Annotated in this window: 25 protein-coding genes and 3 pseudogenes; 17 read left to right on the top strand and 11 right to left on the bottom strand. The window is 51.0% G+C overall.

Annotation, left to right across the window (positions count from 1 at the left end):
* Window positions 1–55: 55 nt before the first annotated feature.
* Window positions 56–775, bottom strand: coding sequence for a bifunctional 2-polyprenyl-6-hydroxyphenol methylase/3-demethylubiquinol 3-O-methyltransferase UbiG (locus tag O71_RS07440; RefSeq protein ID WP_040573961.1), 720 nt, complete (start codon window positions 773–775; stop codon window positions 56–58).
* Window positions 776–981: 206 nt separating this feature from the next.
* Here O71_RS07440 and O71_RS07435 point away from each other — a divergent pair, with 206 nt between their 5' ends.
* Entirely contained in the window at window positions 982–1545 is a 564-nt protein-coding gene (locus O71_RS07435; protein WP_234986434.1) for a DinB family protein, read from the top strand.
* 6 nt (window positions 1546–1551) lie between these two features.
* On the opposite strand, the gene O71_RS07430 is transcribed toward O71_RS07435, so the two are convergent.
* Both O71_RS07430 and O71_RS07425 read right to left on the bottom strand, forming a co-directional pair.
* Window positions 1552–2445, bottom strand: coding sequence for a PhzF family phenazine biosynthesis protein (locus tag O71_RS07430; protein ID WP_007654949.1), 894 nt, complete (start codon window positions 2443–2445; stop codon window positions 1552–1554).
* Between the two features lie 24 nt (window positions 2446–2469).
* The gene (locus tag O71_RS07425; RefSeq protein ID WP_155800679.1) at window positions 2470–3021 is read right to left on the bottom strand and encodes a hypothetical protein; all 552 of its coding nucleotides are present in this window, start codon (window positions 3019–3021) and stop codon (window positions 2470–2472) included.
* A 514-nt stretch (window positions 3022–3535) separates the two neighbouring features.
* Between O71_RS07425 and O71_RS07420 the strand changes: the two genes are divergently transcribed.
* Window positions 3536–4012, top strand: coding sequence for a nucleoside deaminase (locus O71_RS07420; protein WP_040573958.1), 477 nt, complete (start codon window positions 3536–3538; stop codon window positions 4010–4012).
* A 78-nt stretch (window positions 4013–4090) separates the two neighbouring features.
* Here O71_RS07420 and ffh read toward each other — a convergent pair.
* Window positions 4091–5430, bottom strand: a pseudogene (ffh, locus tag O71_RS07415) (signal recognition particle protein).
* Between the two features lie 327 nt (window positions 5431–5757).
* Here ffh and O71_RS25395 point away from each other — a divergent pair.
* Both O71_RS25395 and O71_RS25390 read left to right on the top strand, forming a co-directional pair.
* Window positions 5758–6390 carry a hypothetical protein gene (locus tag O71_RS25395; RefSeq protein WP_237717754.1) on the top strand — a complete coding sequence of 211 codons (633 nt, stop codon included), beginning with the start codon at window positions 5758–5760 and terminating at the stop codon, window positions 6388–6390.
* Window positions 6366–7037 carry a glycosyltransferase gene (locus O71_RS25390; RefSeq protein ID WP_237717753.1) on the top strand — a complete coding sequence of 224 codons (672 nt, stop codon included), beginning with the start codon at window positions 6366–6368 and terminating at the stop codon, window positions 7035–7037. Before O71_RS25395 ends, O71_RS25390 begins: the two co-directional genes overlap by 25 nt.
* 52 nt (window positions 7038–7089) lie before the next feature.
* Here the strand turns inward: O71_RS25390 and O71_RS07405 are convergent, their stop codons facing one another.
* The 3 genes from O71_RS07405 to O71_RS07395 all read right to left on the bottom strand — a co-directional run bounded on the left by O71_RS07405 (window position 7090) and on the right by O71_RS07395 (window position 8666).
* Window positions 7090–7680, bottom strand: coding sequence for a hypothetical protein (locus tag O71_RS07405; protein WP_007654942.1), 591 nt, complete (start codon window positions 7678–7680; stop codon window positions 7090–7092).
* A gap of 9 nt (window positions 7681–7689) precedes the next feature.
* Entirely contained in the window at window positions 7690–7968 is a 279-nt protein-coding gene (locus O71_RS07400; RefSeq protein WP_007654940.1) for a hypothetical protein, read from the bottom strand.
* Window positions 7969–8189: 221 nt separating this feature from the next.
* Window positions 8190–8666: a GNAT family N-acetyltransferase gene (locus tag O71_RS07395; RefSeq protein WP_007654938.1), complete on the bottom strand. Its 477-nt coding sequence runs from the start codon at window positions 8664–8666 to the stop codon at window positions 8190–8192.
* Between the two features lie 302 nt (window positions 8667–8968).
* Here O71_RS07395 and O71_RS07390 point away from each other — a divergent pair, with 302 nt between their 5' ends.
* Together O71_RS07390 and O71_RS25385 are read left to right on the top strand one after the other, a co-directional pair.
* Entirely contained in the window at window positions 8969–10270 is a 1302-nt protein-coding gene (locus tag O71_RS07390) for an AMP-binding protein (RefSeq protein ID WP_007654937.1), read from the top strand.
* A gap of 74 nt (window positions 10271–10344) precedes the next feature.
* Complete coding sequence (locus tag O71_RS25385) at window positions 10345–10593, top strand: AMP-dependent synthetase and ligase (RefSeq protein ID WP_007654934.1); 249 nt, start codon at window positions 10345–10347, stop codon at window positions 10591–10593.
* 75 nt (window positions 10594–10668) lie between these two features.
* Here the strand turns inward: O71_RS25385 and O71_RS07385 are convergent, their stop codons facing one another.
* From O71_RS07385 to O71_RS07365, 4 genes are all read right to left on the bottom strand, one after another.
* Window positions 10669–10878 (bottom strand): hypothetical protein, encoded by a 210-nt coding sequence (locus O71_RS07385; protein WP_007654932.1) that lies wholly within the window; start codon window positions 10876–10878, stop codon window positions 10669–10671.
* A gap of 55 nt (window positions 10879–10933) precedes the next feature.
* A complete protein-coding gene (locus O71_RS07380) occupies window positions 10934–11128 on the bottom strand; it encodes a hypothetical protein (RefSeq protein WP_040573935.1) in 195 nt (64 codons plus the stop codon).
* Window positions 11129–11157: 29 nt separating this feature from the next.
* Window positions 11158–12246, bottom strand: coding sequence for a WG repeat-containing protein (locus tag O71_RS07375; protein ID WP_071530854.1), 1089 nt, complete (start codon window positions 12244–12246; stop codon window positions 11158–11160).
* Window positions 12247–12512: 266 nt separating this feature from the next.
* On the bottom strand, window positions 12513–13610 hold the full coding sequence (locus O71_RS07365) for a DUF563 domain-containing protein (RefSeq protein ID WP_007654925.1): 1098 nt from the start codon (window positions 13608–13610) through the stop codon (window positions 12513–12515).
* A gap of 222 nt (window positions 13611–13832) precedes the next feature.
* Here O71_RS07365 and pseB point away from each other — a divergent pair, with 222 nt between their 5' ends.
* The 11 genes and pseudogenes from pseB to O71_RS07325 form a co-directional block, all read left to right on the top strand.
* Window positions 13833–14852, top strand: a complete 1020-nt coding sequence (pseB, locus tag O71_RS07360; RefSeq protein WP_007654923.1) for a UDP-N-acetylglucosamine 4,6-dehydratase (inverting) — start codon at window positions 13833–13835, stop codon at window positions 14850–14852.
* A gap of 151 nt (window positions 14853–15003) precedes the next feature.
* Window positions 15004–16200 (top strand): UDP-4-amino-4,6-dideoxy-N-acetyl-beta-L-altrosamine transaminase, encoded by a 1197-nt coding sequence (gene pseC, locus O71_RS07355; protein WP_007654921.1) that lies wholly within the window; start codon window positions 15004–15006, stop codon window positions 16198–16200.
* Window positions 16201–16303: 103 nt separating this feature from the next.
* Window positions 16304–17086 (top strand): aldo/keto reductase, encoded by a 783-nt coding sequence (locus O71_RS07350; RefSeq protein ID WP_081490454.1) that lies wholly within the window; start codon window positions 16304–16306, stop codon window positions 17084–17086.
* Between the two features lie 36 nt (window positions 17087–17122).
* Complete coding sequence (locus O71_RS07345; protein WP_007654917.1) at window positions 17123–17869, top strand: SDR family NAD(P)-dependent oxidoreductase; 747 nt, start codon at window positions 17123–17125, stop codon at window positions 17867–17869.
* Window positions 17863–18669, top strand: a complete 807-nt coding sequence (locus O71_RS21580) for a cytidylyltransferase domain-containing protein (RefSeq protein ID WP_007654915.1) — start codon at window positions 17863–17865, stop codon at window positions 18667–18669. The genes O71_RS07345 and O71_RS21580 overlap by 7 nt, the downstream gene beginning before the upstream one ends.
* A gap of 24 nt (window positions 18670–18693) precedes the next feature.
* Entirely contained in the window at window positions 18694–20046 is a 1353-nt protein-coding gene (gene pseG, locus O71_RS21575) for a UDP-2,4-diacetamido-2,4,6-trideoxy-beta-L-altropyranose hydrolase (protein ID WP_007654914.1), read from the top strand.
* Window positions 20013–20177 (top strand): hypothetical protein, encoded by a 165-nt coding sequence (locus O71_RS23765; RefSeq protein WP_155800675.1) that lies wholly within the window; start codon window positions 20013–20015, stop codon window positions 20175–20177. Before pseG ends, O71_RS23765 begins: the two co-directional genes overlap by 34 nt.
* A 15-nt stretch (window positions 20178–20192) precedes the next feature.
* Window positions 20193–20963: a pseudaminic acid synthase gene (pseI, locus tag O71_RS07330; RefSeq protein WP_007654908.1), complete on the top strand. Its 771-nt coding sequence runs from the start codon at window positions 20193–20195 to the stop codon at window positions 20961–20963.
* On the top strand, window positions 20932–21129 hold the full coding sequence (locus O71_RS26390; RefSeq protein ID WP_255345362.1) for a hypothetical protein: 198 nt from the start codon (window positions 20932–20934) through the stop codon (window positions 21127–21129). Before pseI ends, O71_RS26390 begins: the two co-directional genes overlap by 32 nt.
* Window positions 21075–21236 (top strand): annotated as a pseudogene (locus tag O71_RS26385) (SAF domain-containing protein); the annotation flags it as partial. The gene O71_RS26390 and the pseudogene O71_RS26385, both read left to right, overlap by 55 nt.
* 3 nt (window positions 21237–21239) lie before the next feature.
* Window positions 21240–22006: pseudogene (locus O71_RS07325) on the top strand (hypothetical protein); the annotation flags it as partial.

The following is a 22006-nucleotide window of genomic DNA, read 5'->3' as shown; positions in this document are numbered from 1 at the left end:
TAATCCCATACGGCAAAGCGTACTCCAGGATTTGGGAAAGGCAGAGAGCGCAATGCTAGGCAGGCTGAAGCACGAGTCGGGCCAGGTAGTTGCCAAACTCGCCCTCATAAACCTGCCCGAAGGTATAGCCGTGGTCAGTAGCGTAGTCTTCTAGGATAGCAGGATTAATAAAAAGCCACCTGAACTCTCCTGTCTCATGCTCCTTGTAGCGCATATTATACATTACTTCCCCATAGTAGCCCGCATTCAGATCAAGCAGCACAGAGCCATCCTCTTCTTCAAACATGTAGAGTATGTCAGAGGACTCGAGCAGAATCTGCCCACCCGGATTAAGAAGCGTTTTGGCATGCTCCAGGAAGCGCTCCAGCCCCTCCAGGTCACCGGCTATACCTATTCCGTTCATCAGCAGCAGCAGCGTGTCATATCGCTCGCCACTCAGTTTAAAAATATCCTGCTGCACTACCTGCCGTACACCTTGCGCCTGCATGGCCTGTACCGCTCCGGCTGACAGATCGAGCGCTGTTACATCAACCCCACGCTCCTGCAGCGCCAGGCTGTGGCAACCGGCCCCCGCGCCCACATCCAGTACACGCCCGCGGCAGGCCTCCAGCGCCAGCAGTTCTAGTTCCGGCATTCCATCGGGTGTGCGAAACAGGTAAGCTACTCTTATCTCGTCATCTTCGGTCAGGTTACTTTCCACCACGATGCTTGCCTCAAGGTTTCCGGCCATAAAGTCCTGTATAGCAGCCCCTACCGGGTCATTAGTCATCTTCATGCTGTCTGATTCTTTTTTGCAAAGAAAAGAAATCTCTTCCTTTCTTTTCTTAAAGTTGAACTTATCCAATTATATATTTTACTCCATATTGAATCACTTGCCTAATTATCAACTATTTAGAGATAAAAAAATAGCATACCCCGTTGCATTAATCAGAAATTTATGTAGATTGGCAATCAATAATCGACCTAGACCTGCGTTTACCTATGAACACGACACTATTTAGCCACATTCAATTCATGAATCCTGTGCTTGAAAGCCGATACTTAAAACTGGAAGAGTCGCGCAACCGACTGATCGGCGAGCTCGAGGGCCTGGATGAAGAGCTTTTAAACCGGCCCGCCGCCACTGGTAAGTGGTCCATCAACCAGATTGTAGCTCACCTGATACAGGTAGAGCAACTGACCAACAGTTACATTCAGCGCAAAGTGCAGGAAGAAGAACTGGAATCTGCCTCACTGGCGCATACACTCCGCTCTCTCTTGCTTCGTGTTGCACTTCATTCGGGCATGAAATTCAAGGCACCTGCCGCAGTCGCGAAAGTACCGGCACACGCAAGCCTGAACTCACTGCGCATCCAGTGGGACGCGGCCCGCTATCAGCTCGAGGACACCCTGACGGAGCTTCCGCGTCCATTGTTGGACAAGTGTGTTTTTCGTCACCCGTATGCAGGTATGCTCACAATCACCCAAACACTGGCTTTTCTGCAGGACCACTTCGATCACCATGCCCGGCAAATCTCCCGACTGCGGCAGCAGTGGCTAAAGTAACCAGACCTAAAAATCTCCTAACTCCATCTGTCTAATCACAAGTCCGTGCCCCCCGGCCCGCAAGCCTGTGATGTGCCCCTCTCCGTCAAGCTGCAGCATCACTTCGATCTGACTTGGTGACGGGTGGCGCATGTGATAACCCTGGTGTATCAGGAAATTTGGTTTTTGCTGCTGCAGATAATCGTGCAGGTAGCAGGCAAGCGGTCCCGCTGCCATACCGGTGGCAGACTCTTCAGGTATACCATAGCTTGGGGCAAACATACGGGCATTTGCGTCAGCAAGCGATGTAGCCGTCGTGAATGCGTAGAAGCCTACCAAACCCGCCTTATCCGAGACTGATCGAACAAGTTCCTGATCAGGTTGAAGTTGATGCAGGGTACCCTCGTCAGGAATAGGCACCAGCAAAAAAGGAACTCCTGTGCTTGCAATGACGGGCACTGACGGGAAAGCGAAACCCTCCGGAAGCCCAAGCGCTGCGGCAATCAGATGGGGATTGATAGCTGCAGCTTCAATGGGCGTATACTGAGGCGGCAGTTGCGCCTGGTATACCTTGCCTCCTTCAAAACTGATCTGCCGTGGGCCTTCTATGGATTCTTTCACTGCGCTGCCATTAAGCAGCAGCCCTTTCTTCCACAGCAAACTAAAGACTGCTACCGTCGCGTGACCGCAGTGCGGAATCTGCTTTATGGGCGTATAGAACTCGACTTTCACATCCCCTACATTGGAGGCTGATACAAAAGCTGTTTCTGACAGCCCCAGCATGGCGGCTATCTTCTGGCGTCTTTCATGTGAAAGCTTGTCAGCAAAAAGCACGACACCAGCCGTGTTGCCTCCATTCGGCTGTTCTGTAAAAGCTTTGACAAGGTATAGCTCAGGTGTTAAGTTCTCTAGGTTGGCCATAGGGTGTAAGGAGTTAATAGCGTGTTATTCGTTGGCTGTTTCGCTTTCTTTCAAAGCGACAAATTCCATCTGAAGGGCTTTGATGCGCACTTCTGTTTCATCGGGCAGTTCGTCGAAAGCCTCTTTGCGCTGGTTCAGCTCATCCAGCACGGAGGCCGCCATGTTCCAGTCCTGCTGGTCCCAGGTTTTATGTCGGGCCCGCACATTGCTCATAAAGTTTTTATAGGCTTCTTCTACATTATCAGCACTCAGGGAGGTGCCATTGGCATACTGCCCCAGCAGGTCGCGCTCCCACTTTGTTAGCTGGGCCTGATCAACAGCCAGCTTGTCGCGCTCTCTTTCACGGGCTTTGAAATCGGCTTTGATCTGCTGATAGTCGGCTTTTAACTTCTCCGAGAAGCTTTCCTGCTTTCGATCAAGCTCTTCCGTGCGACGCTTAAAGTCTTCTTTTGTTCTTTTCCAGTCTTCTTCCGTTCGCTCTTCCAGTTTATTTGTCTGGGTATTCACCCATGACCGAAACTCGTTCACGTCTCCTTCTATCTCCTGTTCGCGTGTGGCGGTGCAGGCACCGAGCATGGCGACAAAAAGTACAATAGCACCCCACTTCAGCAGAGGAATCCTAAATGGGGAAAACTGTAAATAAGGCAAACAAATATTTTTCATCATGCTGTTGTTAATCATTTGCTATCAGACAGTTCCAATTATCAGTATTTATCTCGAAAATATACTTACGTATTTAGACTGTTCAAAACTAATACCAAATATGGTTCGTATTTAGCAGTAGAAGATATTTATAATACAATTAAAAAACAATATACTGACATAATCAGATACTTAACAGTTAAAATACCGGCTGCTTGCTTATAAGGGAAGCAGCAATAGCTAGAATAGCTTGCACTACGAGTATGCGTTAAAAGGCACAAGTGTAGTGTAAGCTATTGCTATTATATATACTTATCTGATAGAAATTCGGATAAGCTTCCCACAAACAATTCTGGCTACTTCCCCACAGAAAATCAGGGATTAAAATTCGCGGCTCATTAACCAGACGCTAGTCCGATTACGTATGTTGCAGCGTGAAGCTAATCATATGACACAAGAACAGAAAAACTTTATGCGGGAAGCGATCAGGCTTTCTCTGGAGAAAATGGAAGCGGGTTTTGGTGGCCCTTTCGGCGCTGTCGTCGTGCGTGATGGAGAGATCATTGCCCGTGGGTACAACAATGTACTGGCCACCAACGACCCGACTGCCCATGCCGAGGTGGATGCCATACGCAAAGCCTGTCAGGCGCTAGGTACCTTTCAGCTGACAGATTGTGAGCTGTACACCAGTTGTGAACCCTGCCCCATGTGCCTGGGCGCTATTTACTGGGCCCGCCCCCGTAAGGTATACTATGCCAACTCCAAAGCTGATGCGGCTGCAGTGGGCTTTGATGATCAGTTCATTTACGACGAAATAGACAAAGATGCGCCAGACCGTTTTATCCCGATGGAACAGATGCTCCGGGAAGAAGCACAAGAAGCGTTCAGACGCTGGGCAAGCAAGGAAAATAAGCAGGTATACTGAAACTGCACACGGATTGCTCCTAAATAAAAAGGGCTGAGCTATTGAAAGCTCAGCCCTTTGCTGTATCTCCAGAATCGCTTAACGACGTCCGCCCATCATCTTGGCAAGGTTAGCCATACCGCCTTTGGTACCGGCCATCTTGTTCATGGAGCGCATCATCTTGCGCATATCATTGAATTGTTTCATCAGATTGTTCACCTGCGTGATGTCCGTACCTGATCCCTTCGCGATACGGGCACGACGGCTGCCGCTGATCATATCCGGGTTCTCGCGCTCCTGGGGTGTCATCGATTTGATGATCGCTTCGATTGGCTTAAAGGCTCCCTCATCGATCTCTACATCTTTCAAGGCCTTACCAACACCCGGGATCATGCCCACGAGGTCCTTGATGTCACCCATCTTCTTGATCTGCTCGAGCTGGGTCAGGAAGTCGTCGAAGTTGAACTGGTTCTTGCGGATCTTCTTGTTGATGCGCTTCGCCTCGTCCTCGTCAAAGGCCTGCTGCGCTCGCTCGACGAGGGAGATTACGTCACCCATGCCGAGGATACGCTGAGCCATACGATCCGGGTAGAACAGGTCAAGCGCCTCCATCTTCTCACCCGTTGAGATGAATTTGATTGGCTTCTCTACTACCGCACGTATCGACAGGGCAGCACCACCACGTGAGTCACCGTCGAGCTTGGTGAGCACCACACCGTCGAAGTTGATGCGCTCGTTAAAGGTCTTGGCTGTGTTCACCGCATCCTGACCGGTCATGGAGTCTACCACGAACAGGGTCTCGGTTGGCTTCACGGCCGCCTTGATCTCGGCTATTTCTTTCATCATGGCTTCGTCCACGGCCAAACGACCGGCGGTATCGATGATGACTACTTTCTTGTTTGTCTTTTTGGCATGCGCTACCGCGTTGAGGGCGATCTGAACCGGGTTCTTGTTTTCCAGTTCGGTATAAGCCTCTACTCCTACCTGCTCGGCCAGTACCTGCAGCTGGTTGATTGCAGCCGGACGGTACACGTCGCAGGCAGCCACCATCACACTGCGGCCTGCTTTTTGAGGTAGTTCGCCAGCTTGCCTGTAAAGGTGGTTTTACCAGAACCCTGCAGACCCGCGATCAGGATGATGGCTGGCTCGCCTTTCAGGTTGATGTCCTGCTTATGGCCGCCCATCAGCTCTGTCAGCTCCTCGTACACGATCTTCACCATCAACTGGCCCGGAGATACAGCGATGAGTACGTCGCGGCCCATGGCCTCGTCCTTGATCTTGTCGGTTACTGTTTTAGCTACTTTATAGTTCACGTCGGCGTCCACCAGGGCACGGCGTACCTCTTTGATGGTGGCAGCTACGTTGATTTCTGTGATGCTTCCCTGGCCTTTGAGGGTTTTAAAGGCGCGGTCTAGTTTGTTACTTAAATTATCAAACATCTCTCTAATTCTGGATTTACCTACAAAACTAAGGAATATCAGGAATAGTTGCTATAGTAATGATGAATGGGTACTGAATAATGAGTAATGCCGAATAGATAGATAAAATGAAAAATGGGTGCAGAATGGGATGACGAGCTGATGGCCATTGTTTTTTTGCTCAGGCTGTAATCTGTAAGCGAACCTATTTTGTTGATTAGCCGAATACAGCCATATTGAATCATATTGCATTAATGTTTACAGATGGCTACAACTCATTATTCATTCGTCATTAATCATTAAGCATCATTCGTTATCTTTGGGAAAGAAGTTATTCTACTGATCGCTTTGGAAAAAACAGACCAGATCAATTTACTATACATCTCCTACTACTGGCCCCCTTCAGGAGGGCCGGGCGTGCAGCGTGGACTCAAGTTTTGTAAATACCTGCCACAGGCGGGTGTGCGACCAAGTGTGTTGACCGTAGATGAGCGGCAAGCCTCTTACCCGGTGCTGGATCACACGTTTGCAAGAGAAGTACCCGAAGGTACAGCCGTGTACCGCACCGCCACCTCAGAGCCTTTTGAGTATTACAAAAAACTCTCCGGCAAGAAAGAAATTCCTTACAGCGGCTTTGCCAACGAGGAGGCTAAAACCGGCTTCCTGGATAAGGTATTCAAATTTGTGCGCGGCAACCTGTTTATACCGGATGCCCGTGTGGGTTGGAACAAGTATGCCCTCAGGAAGGCCGGCGAGCTGCTGCAGAAGAACCAGTTCCAGGCAATCCTCACCACCAGCCCTCCTCACTCAACCCAGTTGATCGGACTGAAGCTGAAGGAAAAGTACGGCCTGCCCTGGATAGCGGACCTCCGCGACCCTGGACAAACATTCACTATTACGACCAGCTGTACCACACCCCTATCGCCAAGCGCATCGATAAGAAATATGAGCTGCAGGTGCTCGAGAAGGCCGATGCTGTAGTCGTGACCAGTGAGGATACGAAACGACTTTTTCTGAATAAACCCGTTAATATAAATCCGGATAAGATCCATGTAATCCCGAACGGGTATGATGAGGATGACTTTATATACCCTTCTACGCCACCACAGGACGAGTTCCTGATCACCTATACCGGTACGATCACAGAAAACTATAACATTGATGTGTTTCTGAAGGCGATTGCGCACCTAAGGTCTGTGAACACCGATATCAACTACAAGCTACGCTTTGTGGGCAAAGCGTCGGAGGGTGTGAAACAGCGTATCCGTAAGGCCGGACTGGAAGGTATAACGGAATTTGTGCCGCACGTGCCGCATAACGAAGCCATTAAGTACCTGATGGAAAGCACGATGCTGCTCATGGCCATCGCTGATGTACCCGCCGTGTACTCCAATGTGCCGGGCAAGCTGTTTGAGTATCTGGCGTCGAACAAACCGATCGTTTGCCTGGGCCCTGTACACTCCGACACCGACCGCATCATTGACGAATGCGGTGCCGGCCGCCTGTTCCACTACACGGCCTACGAGCTGATGCTTGACCACATGATGCAGATGAGCAAAGCCTGGTCCATCAACCGAACCTTGACCTGCCCTACATCAACCATTCGCAGTTTTCGAGAAGGGCCCTGACAGAGAAGCTGGCCAAGGTGGTGAAGCGGTTAACGGCAAAAGCTGCTAAGGTTTAGTCGACATCTCTTTCCAGCACGACAGGTCTTATATCATTTATCGTGTAGGAGATCAATATCTTCTTGTTGTCTATATTTTTGATAACATGGCGGGATGTCATTACATTAACGAAAACTGAATCGTTTGCAGTCGGAAATCCAGATCTCTGCCCCATGCTTTGCAGCACTTCTTTCTTCATGGTAATCGACGATTCGTTAGGTTTGGCAGCGAATATCCATGATCGCGTACCTCCAATAACTGGGAATGGAAGTATATCGTCTATCTTGTCTTTAGGCACAAAGAGCAGCGCTATTACAACACTATCTGCCGCACTGTTTCTTTCAAATTGAAAATTGATGTTTTCCCCCCACAAAATACGAACAGGCGCTTCTACTACAGTGGCAGGCGTTGGGACGTTGGTCATTTCTACACGATAACCTTTGCTTTTGTCTTTGTTGAGATACTCCCATTTCAGCCTCCTGTCCTGCGCCTGCGTTCCATAAAAGTTCCAGAGAGTAGAAGGCTTTAAATTGTCACAGCCTGTAAGGCCATTCATGCACATGGCCTCCCCATTTACTTTGCTACCATGAAGTGGGAGTTCAGTCACATTTTTGTCCTAACCGCTGTAGTGTGCCCAAAAGTATTTTTTGTCAATGGTAAACTGATGGGGCGCTGGAGCTATATAATGATTTTCTCTGTAAGCAAACGCCCCATCAATATTCGCATTTATATCAGGTCGGACAGGCTGGTCAGTGGTATTGGCGTCAATTACGATGTACTCTAGCTCGTCTTGGGTAGGTAACACATCTTCACCCTCCTTATTGGAGTCGCAGCTATAAAATGAAAAGGAGAGGCAAGCCAGGATCAGGCCGGATTTGTAAAGTTTATTCATCATGTAGCTCTATTAGAGGTGGAACGTTAATTACAATGTATTCATAATATTCTATGCAAGCAATTATTATTCCATTAATCATTAATAAAGTATAATTAATAAAATAAGATTGCTTGAGATTGTATTCCGATTGAAAGTCCGGGAAAAGCTGCGTATTTCCAATCCTGTAAGCGGCATGTAGTTAGTGTCGGATAGTTATGGGAGCATTTAGTATAATAGTCCCCTCAGGAAGATTTCGAAGATGATTGAGCAGTTTTGCAGGTATAGATCTTAATAGCCTCTCCCATCACATTATACCCATCAGTAAGGTATAGCCAGCCTTTGCGTTCATAGAAGTTCTCAAGGTCTGTGCTCAGGTGTAGCTGTTGATAGCCAAGACGGTTTGCTTCTGCCAGACCGTGCTGTAGTAGCTGGCTGGCTATACCTTGGCCACGGTGCTCTTCGTTCACATAGAGGCAGGCCAGCCAGGGCATCAGGTCCTGTCGGCTGATGATATCGTTGGTGAGCAGAGCGTAGGAGCCTACAATACGCTCTTCATGCAGCAGCACATAAAACATAGGCAGCCGCGACTTATCCTGAACCGAGTACAGGATGCAGTCCTCATAAAACTTGAAGTTAGATGCGCTGCCCCAGCACTTCCAGAAATATTGAATAGCTGGTTGCGTCAATTCCGGACGGTCTGCAAGCGATATGATTTCCATAGAACGGTCTGTTTGGTTTTAGATCAAGCTGATGGCTCAAGTTGTTTCTCCCTTCGTAACTAACTATACCTACCATCACTCTAAAATTAAGATAATAATCCTTTATACCCGCAATCAATATACTATACCTGCAGACGGCTACGGAAATCATGGTTCTGGGTATAGCCCTCTACACTTTTCCAGCTATAGCAAATTAGCAACATTTCACGTGCTTTTCTGGAAGACGATTTTTAACTTAAATGTTCAAACATGAATTGTGCAACCAACTGACAAATACACAGCAATATTAAAGGTACGATCCCATGAACAGCACGCCCTCCTATAGCCACGGCATAAGCACCACGCCCCTTCGCGGCGAAACCATCGGACAAAGCTTACGCAACACAGTAGAAAAATTTGGCGACCGTGAAGCCCTTGTGATGGTGACGCAAAACTACCGCGCCACTTACAGACAGCTGTGGGAACAAGTGGAGCAAGTGGCCAAAAGTCTGATGGCCTATGGGATAAAGAAAGGAGACCGGGTGGGCATCTGGTCGCCTAATCGGGTGGAGTGGGTGCTGGTACAGTTTGCCACTGCCCGTGTGGGTGCGGTACTCGTTAACATCAATCCGGCCTACAAAACCAATGACCTGAAGTATGCCCTGAAGCAAAGCCAGATCAGTTTGCTCATCGCATCGCACTACTTCCGGCAGACGGACTATGTGGAAATGCTCAATCACATACGCCCTGACTGTGAATACCCGACCCGCACCGTGATCATGGAGCGTGACTGGGAACGTTTTATCGCAGCAGGGCAAGCCGTGACTGATCAGGAGCTGGCGGAGCGGGAAGCGACCTTGCAGTTCGATGACCCGATCAACATTCAGTATACCTCGGGTACTACTGGTTTGCCCAAAGGTGCGACCCTCTCCCATCACAATATCCTCAACAACGGCTTTTTTATCGGGGAGACGCTGAAGTATACCGAGCAGGATCGCGTCTGTATACCGGTGCCCTTTTACCACTGCTTCGGGATGGTGATCGGAAATCTGGCTTGCATCACACACGGCGCCTGCATGGTCATTCCGGCCGAGACCTTTGACCCGGAACAGGTCATGCAGACCGTACAGTCCGAAAAATGCACCTCACTCTATGGTGTGCCAACCATGTTCATCGCCGAGCTGGAGCACCCCAACTTCGAACAATACGACTTCTCGACGTTGCGCACCGGCGTGATGGCCGGCTCCAACTGCCCCATCGAAACCATGAAACAGGTGCAGTCGCGGATGAACATGCGGGAGGTGACCGTGTGCTATGGCATGACCGAAACCTCCCCTGTCTCGACGCAGAGCCAGCTGGACGATCCGCTGGAGAAACGCGTATCGACCGTGGGCAAGGTACACCCGCACCTGGAGGTAAAGATTGTGGACCCGGAAACAGGCCTGATCGTGCCGCGCGGGCAGAAAGGCGAACTCTGCACCCGTGGCTACTCGGTGATGCTGGGCTATTGGGATATGCCGGATGTAACTGCGCGGGTGCTTCAAAATGGCTGGATGCACACTGGTGATTTAGCCGTGATGGACGAGGAAGGCTATGTGCAGGTGGTGGCCGCATCAAAGACCTGATCATACGGGGTGGCGAGAACATTGCGCCACGAGAAATAGAAGAGTTTCTGCTCACCCACGAAGCCATTTCGGATGTGCACGTGATCGGCGTGCCCGACCACAAATACGGTGAAGAAGTGATGGCCTGGGTGAAACTCCGAAATGGATTCTACGCTACCCCCGAAGACATTGCTGCCTACTGCAAAGGTCAGATCGCCACCTTCAAAATACCGAAGTACTGGAAGTTTGTAGAGGAGTTCCCGATGACGGTAACGGGCAAGATCCGGAAAGTGGAAATGCGGGAAATCTCCACCCGGGAGCTGGGTTTGGTGGAAGAAGCGTAATACAGAAACGGGGCGTCTGCTCGATAGCGGACACCCCGTAAGGTTTAGTGTTGTTTTAAAAATCAAGCGGGCAGCTTACTGTTCGTTTAATTTTTCACGCTTCTGTTGATCCCAGAAAGCTGCAGCAGCCAATAACAAAAAACAAAGTTTATAGATACGATACCACACGATATTGGTCTCCCAGAAAATTACTCTGAATACTTCCTGGTCAGTATAGAAGGAGGTGACTAAATCGACCAGCATGGCGGCAGCAAATACCAGGTATAGGATCTTCAGAAACTTCATGTGATAGGATGTTTAAGTTTGTCTGTGAGGATTTAAGACATTAAAAATTCCTGGCTTATAAAACTGGCTTTTGATGGATCAACTGCAAGGTATAGTTCAGTATCGTATCTTCTCCTTTCAGGAAACCCTCCACGGTGTCCTCTACCACGTAGGTTAGAGACACGGATTTCCCATCCATCGGGAATCCACCGGCAGATGAGACGGTATAGCCACTCGTCAGCACAAATAATATGCCTTTTAGTAGTACCAAAGGTATAGCATAAGCACTACAGGCTAACCTCATTTTATTTCGCCATTCCTGATCACTAAACTTATCAGTTTGTAACCGTTTTCAGTTCTCAAAAACTCGAATCGATTCTGCACCACGTCAGATCCTGCCTTGGTGTTGATCACCAGATGCATAACCGGATATTTTTCTATTATGGCTTCACCGCAGTTATTGTAGTACTTCTCAAAACTTCTGCCGTTAAACATGTAAGGATTAAGCTCATCAATGAATACATTATAATCGGCTTTGTTTTTTTTCACAACCAGCATTTTCTCTCTGATCAAATCTAGATTTCTAATCAGGAAACTCGCCTTAGCTTCTGTTATCCAGCCGTTCGATTCCAGCCAGAAGGTTATGCTGTCGTGTGAAGCTTTCGCCATATTATCAAAAGTGAAGGAATTAAGTAAGTTCGAATTGAGCCAGTTTTTAAATTCCCTATCGAAGTCGATGAAAGAGTAAAACTCTCCTTTTTCAGATTTGAAGCTTTGTCTGTTTGGGTCTTTGGCGGGTTTAGCACTGGCTTCGAAAGAGTATAGATTCACATTACGACCATACTTAAAATTCCGCAGGACAATCTCATGCTTCAAATTGAGGAGTAGCTCTTCGCCACCTTCCCAGACGGAATGTTCTTTGTGTTTGTCCAGATACCTCTCTGTCGCACCCTTCAATGCCCACACCAGGCCGTTATGCACCTTCGATAGGTGATTGTATAGGGCCGGAATCACGACCTTTCCATTCTTATCAAACATACCTACCTGACCGGAGGCTTTGTCTCTGAATCGTATAAAGCCCTCACTTTCACAATCTGCCTCAAAATCGAAGATGTGCAGGCTATCCCTTCCAGCTTTTTTGCCAGTTTTAGTGAGATAATAGTTTTCATCCCTGCCCTCCTTCTCCTCCACCACAGCAATAATGTGCTCAAAGTAGTTTGCCCTAGTCCCCTCCGAAAACCTAGGTGCTATCTTTACTTTTCCATTAGCATCTTTGAAGCCGATCAACGTTGAAGTGCTGTCTCTAAAAGCTACCCACCTATCCTCAGATTGTGCTTGAACAGCAATAGAAAGAAGAAGCAGCAAGCAAGTGAGCAGGGATTTATTCATACATCTTGACGGTCTTGTGCTGCCGAAGCCTGAGCGTAGCTGGGTTAAGGCTGCACCTTGTTGGGCTGTCGTTGTTTTTAGTTATATACAGCGAAATGGTAGAAGCCTTCTTCGATTTTCTCAAACAGATCAAATCGGTTTGAGTCTTTTGAGATTTTTCGGCTACTGTAGAGAATACCTTCTTCTCCATATCCCACTAGTTGCATGATGTATGGAGGTAGCTTATAGCCAAATCTTCTATTTAAATTCAAGTTAACTAAATATACCTAAATTCCTACACCTTCCAACCACGCTTCTACCTCCTGCATCGGCACGGTATAGTTTTCCAATTTATCCCCTGTTGTGCCCATCACTGCGCTATACCTGAAGTCGAGGGCTTTGCAGAGCAGGAAGTAGTGCGTCTTGATCAGGTTGGCTGGGTGGAATTCCAGTACCTGGCATTGCTCCGAGAAAAGCAAGTTGGTCAGGCCGGCGCCGTGGGGAGCGATGACGGCTTCTGTTTCATAAAACAGCTGCACCTGCTGCTGGTAGGTCAGTTCCTCGGCACGCACCACTTCAAAGCCATACCTGTCGAGTAGCGGTAAAAGCTCCTGCTCGTTCAGCACGCGGCGGGTTTTGGCCTTGGCGCGGCTGATGTAGATGCGCCTTTTGCGGCTGCTCTGCTGCACACCATACCCCTGCCATACCTTGTGCCGCAGCCAGTCCACCACCTCGCGGGGCAGGTAACCGCTTTGTGCATTGGCCACAAAAGAGGGCAATACAAATTCATCAACCTGCCATTTTTCATTCTTCCCTATATAGACCACCTCGGCCTGAGGATAGTCTTTCAGGACAAAAGCCAGTGTTTCGAGTTGGTATAGGGCCATGTTGCGTCGCATGATCACTTGGATCGGCTCCTGGGTATTTTCGAGCACCAGGTATAGACGCGGCAGACAGTCAAAGAACCAGTGGTAGTTGTTGTTGTCAGCCCAGGGCAGATGCAGCACCGAGGTATAGCGACCGCTCTGATTTTTAGGCAGTAGCAGCGACACTTCTTTGAAAGCGTCCGACTTGGCCAGCCGACTCACCTCTCCCACCGATTCCACCACGACCTTTCCATCCAGCACCACGGCACCGGAGTTACCCAACACCTCCACATTCTGCAACCGAATCAGGTACTGCTCCTTCTGCCGATAGCCCAGGCTATAGTCGATGGCGTAGTTAAAACTACGAGCTGAATCTTCCAGGAATGCTCTCTCCACTTCATTAAAGTCGAGGACATAGCCGGGAGTAAAAACCTGTTTGTCCGGATGGTGCAACACCGAGGTATAGCGGGAATAGTATCCTAAAGCATGGAGTACGCCAAAAAAAGCCTTCTTTAACATAGAGAGGTTTTGGAATTTAAATTTGGACAACGAAGCACATGTACAGATCAATTTATTCCCTGCTTACCTCGCTTCATGCAAATTAAGAACTTCATCCCAATATTAGCCATCAACAATTTATCCATCCAACAATTTAACAATTACAGATCAACAATTAAATATTTAACTTGCAGCTTGGCGTGGGTTACAGTTTCTGAGCCTGGTATTAAGCAAAAAATAAGCATGGCATTAGACCTAAATAATAAAGCTATACTCGTAACGGGCGGCACGGGCTCGTTTGGAAAGAAGTTCGTGGAGATGGTATACGCCCGTTTTCCGGATGTGAAAAGGGTGGTGATCTATTCCCGTGACGAGCTGAAGCAGTTTGAGATGTCGCAGGTTTTCCCGCACAGCAAGTACAATTCCGTTCGCTACTTTATTGGCGACGTACGCGACGGCGATCGTTTCAAAAGAGCTTGTGAGGGCATCGACATTATAGTGCACGCCGCTGCCATGAAACAGGTGCCTGCTGCTGAGTACAACCCCATGGAATGCATAAAGACAAATGTGCTGGGTGCCGAGAACATCATCAATGCTGCCCTTGACACCGGCGTGAAGCATGTGGTGGCACTGTCTACTGACAAAGCCGCTGCTCCGATCAACCTCTACGGCGCAACCAAACTGTGCTCTGATAAGCTCTTCGTAGCCGCCAATAACATGAAGGGCAAGCGCGACATCAAGTTCTCAGTCGTGCGTTACGGCAATGTGATCGGTTCCCGTGGTTCAGTGGTTCCTTTCTTCTTGAAAAAGCGTGAAGAAGGTGTGTTGCCGATCACCCATCCGGAGATGACCCGTTTCAATATTTCGCTGGAAGAAGGTGTGGAACTGGTTTTCCATGCGCTGCAGCATCACTGGGGAGGTGAGATCTTTGTGCCGAAGATTCCTTCTTATGTGATCACCGACCTGGCTGAAGCCATTGGTCCGAACTGTAAACAAGAAGTGGTAGGTATACGTCCGGGAGAGAAGCTGCACGAAGAGATGATCACTGAGACCGATTCACTTAACACTGTGGAGCTTGATAAATACTACGTGATTGTGCCTTCTACCCCGCTTTGGACGGTGGAGGATTTCATGAAAGCACACAATGGCAAAATGGTGGAGCTGGGTTTCAAGTATAACTCCGGCACCAACACCGAATGGCTCACTGTTGAGCAGTTGCGTGAGCAGATTCGTCAGCATGTTGATCCAAATTTTAAGGCTTAAATTGTTAAAGTGTTGATTGCTGATTGTTAATTGTTGTTTGTGCATGATTCGGACAGGTTGCGACCTGTCCCTACAGTACCTTCGCCACTTTTAACTCTTAACTCCTAAACTCCCCAACTCCTAAACTCTTAAACTTCTTTTTCCTCCTGCCATGCAAAACGAGAAGCACATGCGCCCTATACCTTATGGACGTCAGCACATCACCGAGGCCGACATACAGGCGGTGGTGGAGACGCTGCAGTCTGACTTCCTGACGCAGGGCCCGAAGGTGGCGGAGTTTGAGCAGGCCTTCGCCAGGTATGTGGGGGCCAAGTACGCCGTGGCTGTAAGCAACGGCACGGCCGCGCTGCACCTGTGCACTATGGCGCTGGGCGTGAACGAGAACTCGCGTGTGATCACCACCCCCATCACCTTCGTGGCCTCGGCCAACTGCGTGCGCTACTGTGGCGGCACAATGGAGTTCTGCGACGTCGACCCGGCCACGGCCCTGATCGACATAGAGCAGGTGCGGCAGATGGTGGAGAGCAAACCCAAGGGCTACTACAGCGGCATCATCCCAGTGGACTTTGCCGGCAACCCGGTGAACCTGGAGCAACTGCGTGGGTTGGCCGACGAGCACGGGCTGTGGATCATCGAGGACGCGGCCCACTCCCCGGGCGGCTTCTTTGTCGACAGCAAAGGCGAGCGGCAGTTCTGCGGCAACGGCAGGTATGCTGACATGGCCATCTTCTCCTTCCACCCCGTCAAGCACATCGCCACGAGCGAGGGAGGCATGGTGACCACCAACGACGAGGCGCTCTACAAGAAGCTACTGCTCTACCGCACCCACGGCATCACCCGCGATGCGGACCTTTTGGAGGAGAACCACGGCGGCTGGTACATGGAGATGCAGGCACTGGGCTACAACTACCGCATTCCCGACATGCTCTGCGCCCTGGGCATCAGCCAGCTGAGCCGCGCCGACGAGGGCATGGTCCGCAGAAGGCAGATCGCCAGGGTATACGATGAAGCTTTTGCAGACGCGAAAGGTATAGCAGTGCTGGGCACCAATCCGGCGGCTATGACCGAGGCGGGTGAGACGGGCCACGCCTACCACCTGTACGTGATCCAGGTAGCTGACCGCAAAGGGCTGTATGACTTTCTGCGCGGGCACCAGATCTTTGCGCAGGTGCACTACATCCCGGCCCACACCATGCCCTACTACCGCAGCTTGGGCCACAAAAAAGGCGACCTCCCGAAGGCAGAGCGTTACTACGAGGCTTGCCTGAGTCTGCCGATGTACCCTACGCTGACGGAAGAAGAGCAAGCTTACGTGATTGAGAAGGTAAAAGAGTTTTGTACGGCTTGAGTCAAGGTAATCCATCACCGACAAAGCGGCTGATCCTGGGCACGGCGCAGTTTGGTCTCCCTTACGGCATCAGCAACCAGCGTGGGCAAATTCCTGAAGCGAGATAGCCACCATACTAACTGAAGCGGCGAAGGCAGGTATAGACACCCTGGACACGGCAGCGGCCTACGGCAACAGCGAGCAGTGTCTGGGCAAGGTCCTTCACAACTTGCCCGCACCTTTCCGCATCATCAGTAAGTACCCACCCAACCAACCCGACAAAAGCATCGCGCAGGCATTTAGGGAATCTCTGGAGCTTCTGGGCGCAGATAAGCTCTATGGCTACCTGCTGCACAGCTATGCGAGTTACAGCGATAAACCTAAAGTGCTGGACGAGCTGCAGGAGATGAAATCATCAGGGCAGGTGGAGAAGGTGGGAATCTCGCTCTACCATCCGGCGGAAGCGGAGGAACTGCTGCTGCGGGAGGCGCCGATCGATCTGGTGCAGTTTCCCTACAGTATTTTCGACAGGCGCTTTGAGGAGCTGCTGCCGGAACTGAAAAATCGAGGTATTGAAACGCACATACGCTCCGTATACCTTCAGGGGCTGTACTTTATGCAGCCGGACCAACTGCCGCTATATCTAAAGGAAGCAGCTCCAAAACTGGAGCGACTTCAGCAACTGGCTAAGGCGTACCAGCTCCCGATCGGAGCGGTTTGTCTGGGTTTTGCGCTGGCAAATCCCTATATTTCCAGAGTGGTGATCGGTGTGGAAAGCCTGCAGACCCTGCAGGAGAACATCAGCTTCAGCAAGATGCCCTTGCCTGAAGCGCTGCATACCGAGCTGCTAGAATTGAAAGAAGAAAACGAAACGATACTTTTACCCTACAAGTGGTCCGCACGATGAGCAGCAATCTGATCGATCTATTTTCCCTGAGGCAAGGTGGCCCTCGTCACAGGCGGCTATGGCCACCTGGGCACCGCCATCAGTCTGGGTCTGGCCGAGGCAGGCGCTACCGTTTATGTGCTGGGCCGAAGCGAAGAAAAATTCAGGGAGGCTTTCAGTGAGCATGGCGATCTTAGCCTGTCCTTCGTCTACTGCGACATTTCCGATACGAAAACTGTTGCAGCCGCTTTTGAACAGGTGCAGCAGGAACAGGGCCGGATCGATGTACTGGTAAACAACGCCTTTTACTCCAAAGGACAGCAGCCGGAGCAGCTCACGGACGAAGAATGGGCCTATGGCATCGACGGAAACCTCAACAGCGTTTACCGCTGCATCCGGGAGGTGATACCCTACCTGAAGCAAAACGGCGGCCGCATCATCAACGTGTCGTCCATGTACGGCATGGTTTCCCCTGATTTCAGCATTTACGACGAGAGTCCTGCTTTCCTGAACCCGCCGCACTACGGAGCTGCCAAAGCGGGCGTGCTACAACTCACGCGCTACTTTGCCTGTTACCTGGGTAAGTATAACATTACAGTCAATGCGGTAACGCCGGGGCCTTTCCCGAGTGAGCAGGTGCAGGAAAACGAAGTGTTTGTGGAGCAGCTGAAGAAGAAGAACCCACTGGGCCGCATCGGTAAGCCTGACGACCTGAAAGGGGCTTTCGTATACCTGGCCTCTGACGCCTCGGCCTTTATGACGGGACAGAACATGGTACTGGACGGAGGCTGGACGGCATGGTAAAAGTCGGCGCCATCATACAAGTACGCCTGGGCTCGGAGCGACTGCCGGGTAAGGCCCTGCTGCCGCTCCCGTTTAGCGGAAATACCAGTCTGCTGGAGCATGTGGTGACAAATGCCCGTGCTGCCAAATCGCTGCAGCAAACCATCATCGCGACCACCACCCGAAGCGGGGACGATACCATCGAAACTTTTTGCAGCTCTCGGGAAATTCCTTGTGTTCGCGGCTCAGCCGATGATGTGCTGGACAGGTTCCGTCAGGCGGCGCATACCTACGAGCTGGATGTGATCGTGCGCCTCACTGGCGACAACCCTTTTGTGATGCCGGAGATGATTGATCTGGCAGTAGAGAAGCTGCTGCAGACAGCATCAGACTATATCATCACCACCGGCCTGCCCCTGGGCACCAACGTGGAGGTCTTTACCCACGAGGCGCTGGAAAAAGCCGCTACTCTGGCTACGGCAACAGCCGACCGGGAGCATGTGACGCCTTACATCAGAAGAGAAGCCGGATTCAAAAACCAGACCCTGCATTTCGAGTCGGACATCACTCAGCTGCGCCTGACCGTAGACTACCCTACCGACTATGCGCTGGCCGCGCTGCTTTTTGAGCGGCTCTGGAAACTGGGTAAACTAATTACGCACGAGGCGATTAGCACACTGCTCCGGGAGCAGCCCTGGGTGCAGGAGATCAATGCGGCCAATTCGCAGCGGCAGGTTTTTGTGACCGAAGAGGAAGAAATCTCAGCAGCCAGGCAGTTGCTGCAGGCCGGAGGATTTACGAGAGCACTACGAAAGCTCTAAGAGCGCTGCTAAAACTACAATAGCATGGACAGGAAGACACGCATTATTTTCAGGGCAGACGGAAACAGCCGTATCGGACTGGGCCACGTGACCCGTTCACTGGCGCTGGTGCACATGCTGCGCAAGGAGTTTGAGTGCGTGTTCGCCATTCAGTCGCCTGACCAGGCTTTGCAGGAGCGGATACGAGAGGTATGCGATGGTATCATCGTGCTTCCTCCTGCTGAACCTGATGCAGATCGCTTTGTGCACGAACTGGATGCCTATATTTCAGCGGAAGAGATCGTGGTGCTGGACGGCTATACCTTCGGCACGGCTTACCAGCAAAACATAAAATCACGTGGTGCGGCTCTGGTTTGCATCGACGATATCCATACCTATCCCTTCGTAGCAGATGCGGTCATCAACCAGGCTGGCGGCGTTTCGCCGGAGAAATATCAGACTGCACCCTATACCCGACTGCTGCTCGGCCCACACTATGCGCTGCTGCGTCCTGCTTTCCTGAGAGCCGCCAAAGCTGCCAGGGCTATACCTGAAGGTGAGCTGCGTGTGATGGTTTGCATGGGCGGTGCCGATCCGGATAACCATACCTTGCAGGCACTGGAAGCATTGCAAGCCATACCTGCTGTCAAGTACATCGAAATAGTGGTGGGCAGCGCCTATAACCGATTACACGAACTGAAACAGTACCTGAAAGACCTGCCACAAGCCAAACTGCACCGCGATCTTTCCGCTGAGAGTCTGCGCCGCCTGATGGCTAAATGCCAGGCTGCCATCACCTCCGCCAGCGGCATTTCTTATGAATACGCCGCTGTGGGTGGGCTTCTGTTTGTGAAGCAAACTGCCGACAACCAGACCGGTATGCACCAATTTCTGACCACAGAAGGTATAGCCCAAGACTACGGCAATCTATCAGAAGTACTGCAGCAAGGTATGAGCGAAACGCTATTTGCAGCGCAACTCACTACCCAGCGACAATTTTTCGATGGCAAAAGCCCGGAGCGACTGCTGGAGCTTTTCAAAAGCCTGAGCCTGGCGACAAGTCTGAAACTTCGCAAAGCTGTACCGGAAGACCTGCAGCAGCTGTTCGACTGGGCCAATGATCCGGAAGTGCGCCGGCACTCGTTCAACCCGGAGCCGATTCCGCTGGAGGACCATACCCGCTGGTTTCAGGCCAAACTTGACAACACCAACGCCATGCTCTATCTTGCTGAAGCAGATGGAAAGCCAGCCGCTCACATCCGCTTCGACATGAACGGCAGCACAGCTACAATCAGCTACCAGATTGCGGCAGACTATCGTGGTAAAGGCCTGGGCATATGGTTTTGCTCAAAGGTATACAGCATTTGCTACAGGACCGGCCGGATGTGCAGCTCGTAGAAGGACTGGTGCAGCAGGACCACAAAGCCTCTGTGCGCTCTTTTGAGAAAGCCGGTTTTGCGTATGGCCCTGCTGATCCGACATACCCAAAGGCATTCCGGTTTGTTTGGCAGCCAAAGGCCCAAGCATAGTTTAAAACAGAAATCATGATCAACGATATCAGCATTGCCGGCCGTCTGATCGGCCCGAGTCATAAGCCTTTCATCATCGCAGAGATGTCTGGCAACCACAACCAGTCCCTGGAGCGGGCGCTGGCCATTGTAGACGCCGCCGCCAATGCGGGTGCGGATGCCATCAAGCTGCAAACCTACACCGCTGACACCATGACTTTGCCCGGCGCCCTGACCATTGAGGACGAGGGTTCGCTGTGGAAAGGCCGTGAGCTCTATGACCTCTACAAAGAGGCCTATACCCCCTGGGAGTGGCACCAGCCTATTTTCGAGCGGGCCAGGGAGCGCGGCATCATCGCCTTCTCCTCCCCTTTCGACGAATCGGCAGTGGATTTCCTGGAGAGCCTGGGAGCGCCTGCTTACAAAATTGCCTCTTTTGAGAACACCGACCACCCGCTGCTACGCAAAGTGGCGGCCACCGGCAAGCCCGTGATCATGAGCACCGGCGCTGCCACTGTGCAGGAAGTCGCCGAAGCCGTGCAGGTGCTGCGCGAAGAAGGCTGTCTGGAGCTGATCCTGCTCAAGTGCACCTCCACCTATCCAGCCACGCCTGAGAATACAAACCTGCGCACCATACCGCACCTGAGCGCCCTGTACGACGTGCAGGTCGGCCTCTCGGACCATACTATGGGCGTTGGCGCATCAGTAGCTGCTGTGGCTTTGGGGTGCGACAGTCATCGAAAAGCATTTTACGCTCAGTCGCGCCGACGGTGGCGTGGACTCAGCTTTCTCGCTGGAGCCAGCTGAGTTACACTCGCTGGTGGTAGAGTCAGAAAGAGCCTGGCTGGCGCTGGGCAGGTGCAGTACGGTGTGCAGCGGGCCGAAGAGAAGAGCCGGCTTTTCAAGCGCTCTGTCTATGCCGCGCAGGATATTAAGGCAGGCGAAGCGTTCACGAAAGAGAATATCCGGGTGATCCGTCCGGGCCTGGGGCTACCGCCGAAACACTATGACAACCTGCTGGGCAAAAATGCAGCTCAGGACATCAAAGCAGGTACACCGCTTAGTTGGGACATGGTATAACACATGAAAGACTGGTATACCCTGTACAGCAACATCCTATACCTGCACTTTTCCGAAGGCTTCTACAAACTGCCGGAAAGCGCCAAAAATGCAGCCTCCCCTGCCAACCCTTTCATGCGACTGCTGCGCATGGCCGGCTATACCCTGGTGCGGCTGTTTGGCAATCTGTTCCGGTCTGTGGAGCAGCCGGAGCAACTACAAGGAAAGGTATGGCTGTATGTGGTGAGTCAGAACAATTACGACAGTCTGCACTTTTTAGAGGCAGCTATACCTGATGCCGTAATGGTAGCGGGCCAGAGCAAAGCCATTGGCAGGTATAACCAACAGGTGGCGCGGCTCTCACTGCGCAAAAAACTGTTCTATTACTACAAGTTTCTGCCGCTGTTCTTTCAGTTTCTATCACATCGCAAGCACAGCACCCTCCGCTTCGTGGATCTGCTTTACGATGCCATCGGTTTCTATGAGGTATACCTGCAGAAGCTTCAGAAGTATCGACCGCAAGCCATCGTCTTTGCCAACGACCACAACGCCGATGCCCGTGCCATGCTGCTGGCAGCGAAGCAGTTAGGCATACCCACTGTTTATGTGCAGCACTCCAGTGTGAGCAACTTGTTCCCTCCGCTGTCATTTGATCTGAACCTGCTTGAGGGACAGGATTCGCTGGACAAGTACAGGCAGTGCGGACCGGTGCAGGGTCGGGTGGAGTTTATCGGTATGCCAAAAGCTGATAAGTTTGTGCCGCTTCGTAACAAGAGTCGGCAGGTGCAAAC

The sequence above is a fragment of the Pontibacter sp. BAB1700 genome, assembly GCF_000277005.1.
Taxonomy (GTDB): domain Bacteria; phylum Bacteroidota; class Bacteroidia; order Cytophagales; family Hymenobacteraceae; genus Pontibacter; species Pontibacter lucknowensis.
The sequence above is the reverse complement of the archived record's forward strand: the minus strand, read 5'-3'. Positions and strand labels throughout refer to the sequence as shown.

Coding starts and splice junctions, on each gene's coding strand:
- O71_RS07440 (WP_040573961.1), bottom strand. CDS start 775: ATGAAGATGACTAATGACCCGGTAGGGGCTGCTATACAGGACTTTATG.
- O71_RS07435 (WP_234986434.1), top strand. CDS start 982: ATGAACACGACACTATTTAGCCACATTCAATTCATGAATCCTGTGCTT.
- O71_RS07430 (WP_007654949.1), bottom strand. CDS start 2,445: ATGGCCAACCTAGAGAACTTAACACCTGAGCTATACCTTGTCAAAGCT.
- O71_RS07425 (WP_155800679.1), bottom strand. CDS start 3,021: ATGCTCGGTGCCTGCACCGCCACACGCGAACAGGAGATAGAAGGAGAC.
- O71_RS07420 (WP_040573958.1), top strand. CDS start 3,536: ATGACACAAGAACAGAAAAACTTTATGCGGGAAGCGATCAGGCTTTCT.
- O71_RS07400 (WP_007654940.1), bottom strand. CDS start 7,968: ATGATGAATAAACTTTACAAATCCGGCCTGATCCTGGCTTGCCTCTCC.
- O71_RS07395 (WP_007654938.1), bottom strand. CDS start 8,666: ATGGAAATCATATCGCTTGCAGACCGTCCGGAATTGACGCAACCAGCT.
- O71_RS07390 (WP_007654937.1), top strand. CDS start 8,969: ATGAACAGCACGCCCTCCTATAGCCACGGCATAAGCACCACGCCCCTT.
- O71_RS07385 (WP_007654932.1), bottom strand. CDS start 10,878: ATGAAGTTTCTGAAGATCCTATACCTGGTATTTGCTGCCGCCATGCTG.
- O71_RS07375 (WP_071530854.1), bottom strand. CDS start 12,246: ATGAATAAATCCCTGCTCACTTGCTTGCTGCTTCTTCTTTCTATTGCT.
- O71_RS07365 (WP_007654925.1), bottom strand. CDS start 13,610: ATGTTAAAGAAGGCTTTTTTTGGCGTACTCCATGCTTTAGGATACTAT.
- pseB (WP_007654923.1), top strand. CDS start 13,833: ATGGCATTAGACCTAAATAATAAAGCTATACTCGTAACGGGCGGCACG.
- pseC (WP_007654921.1), top strand. CDS start 15,004: ATGCAAAACGAGAAGCACATGCGCCCTATACCTTATGGACGTCAGCAC.
- O71_RS21580 (WP_007654915.1), top strand. CDS start 17,863: ATGGTAAAAGTCGGCGCCATCATACAAGTACGCCTGGGCTCGGAGCGA.
- pseG (WP_007654914.1), top strand. CDS start 18,694: ATGGACAGGAAGACACGCATTATTTTCAGGGCAGACGGAAACAGCCGT.
- pseI (WP_007654908.1), top strand. CDS start 20,193: ATGATCAACGATATCAGCATTGCCGGCCGTCTGATCGGCCCGAGTCAT.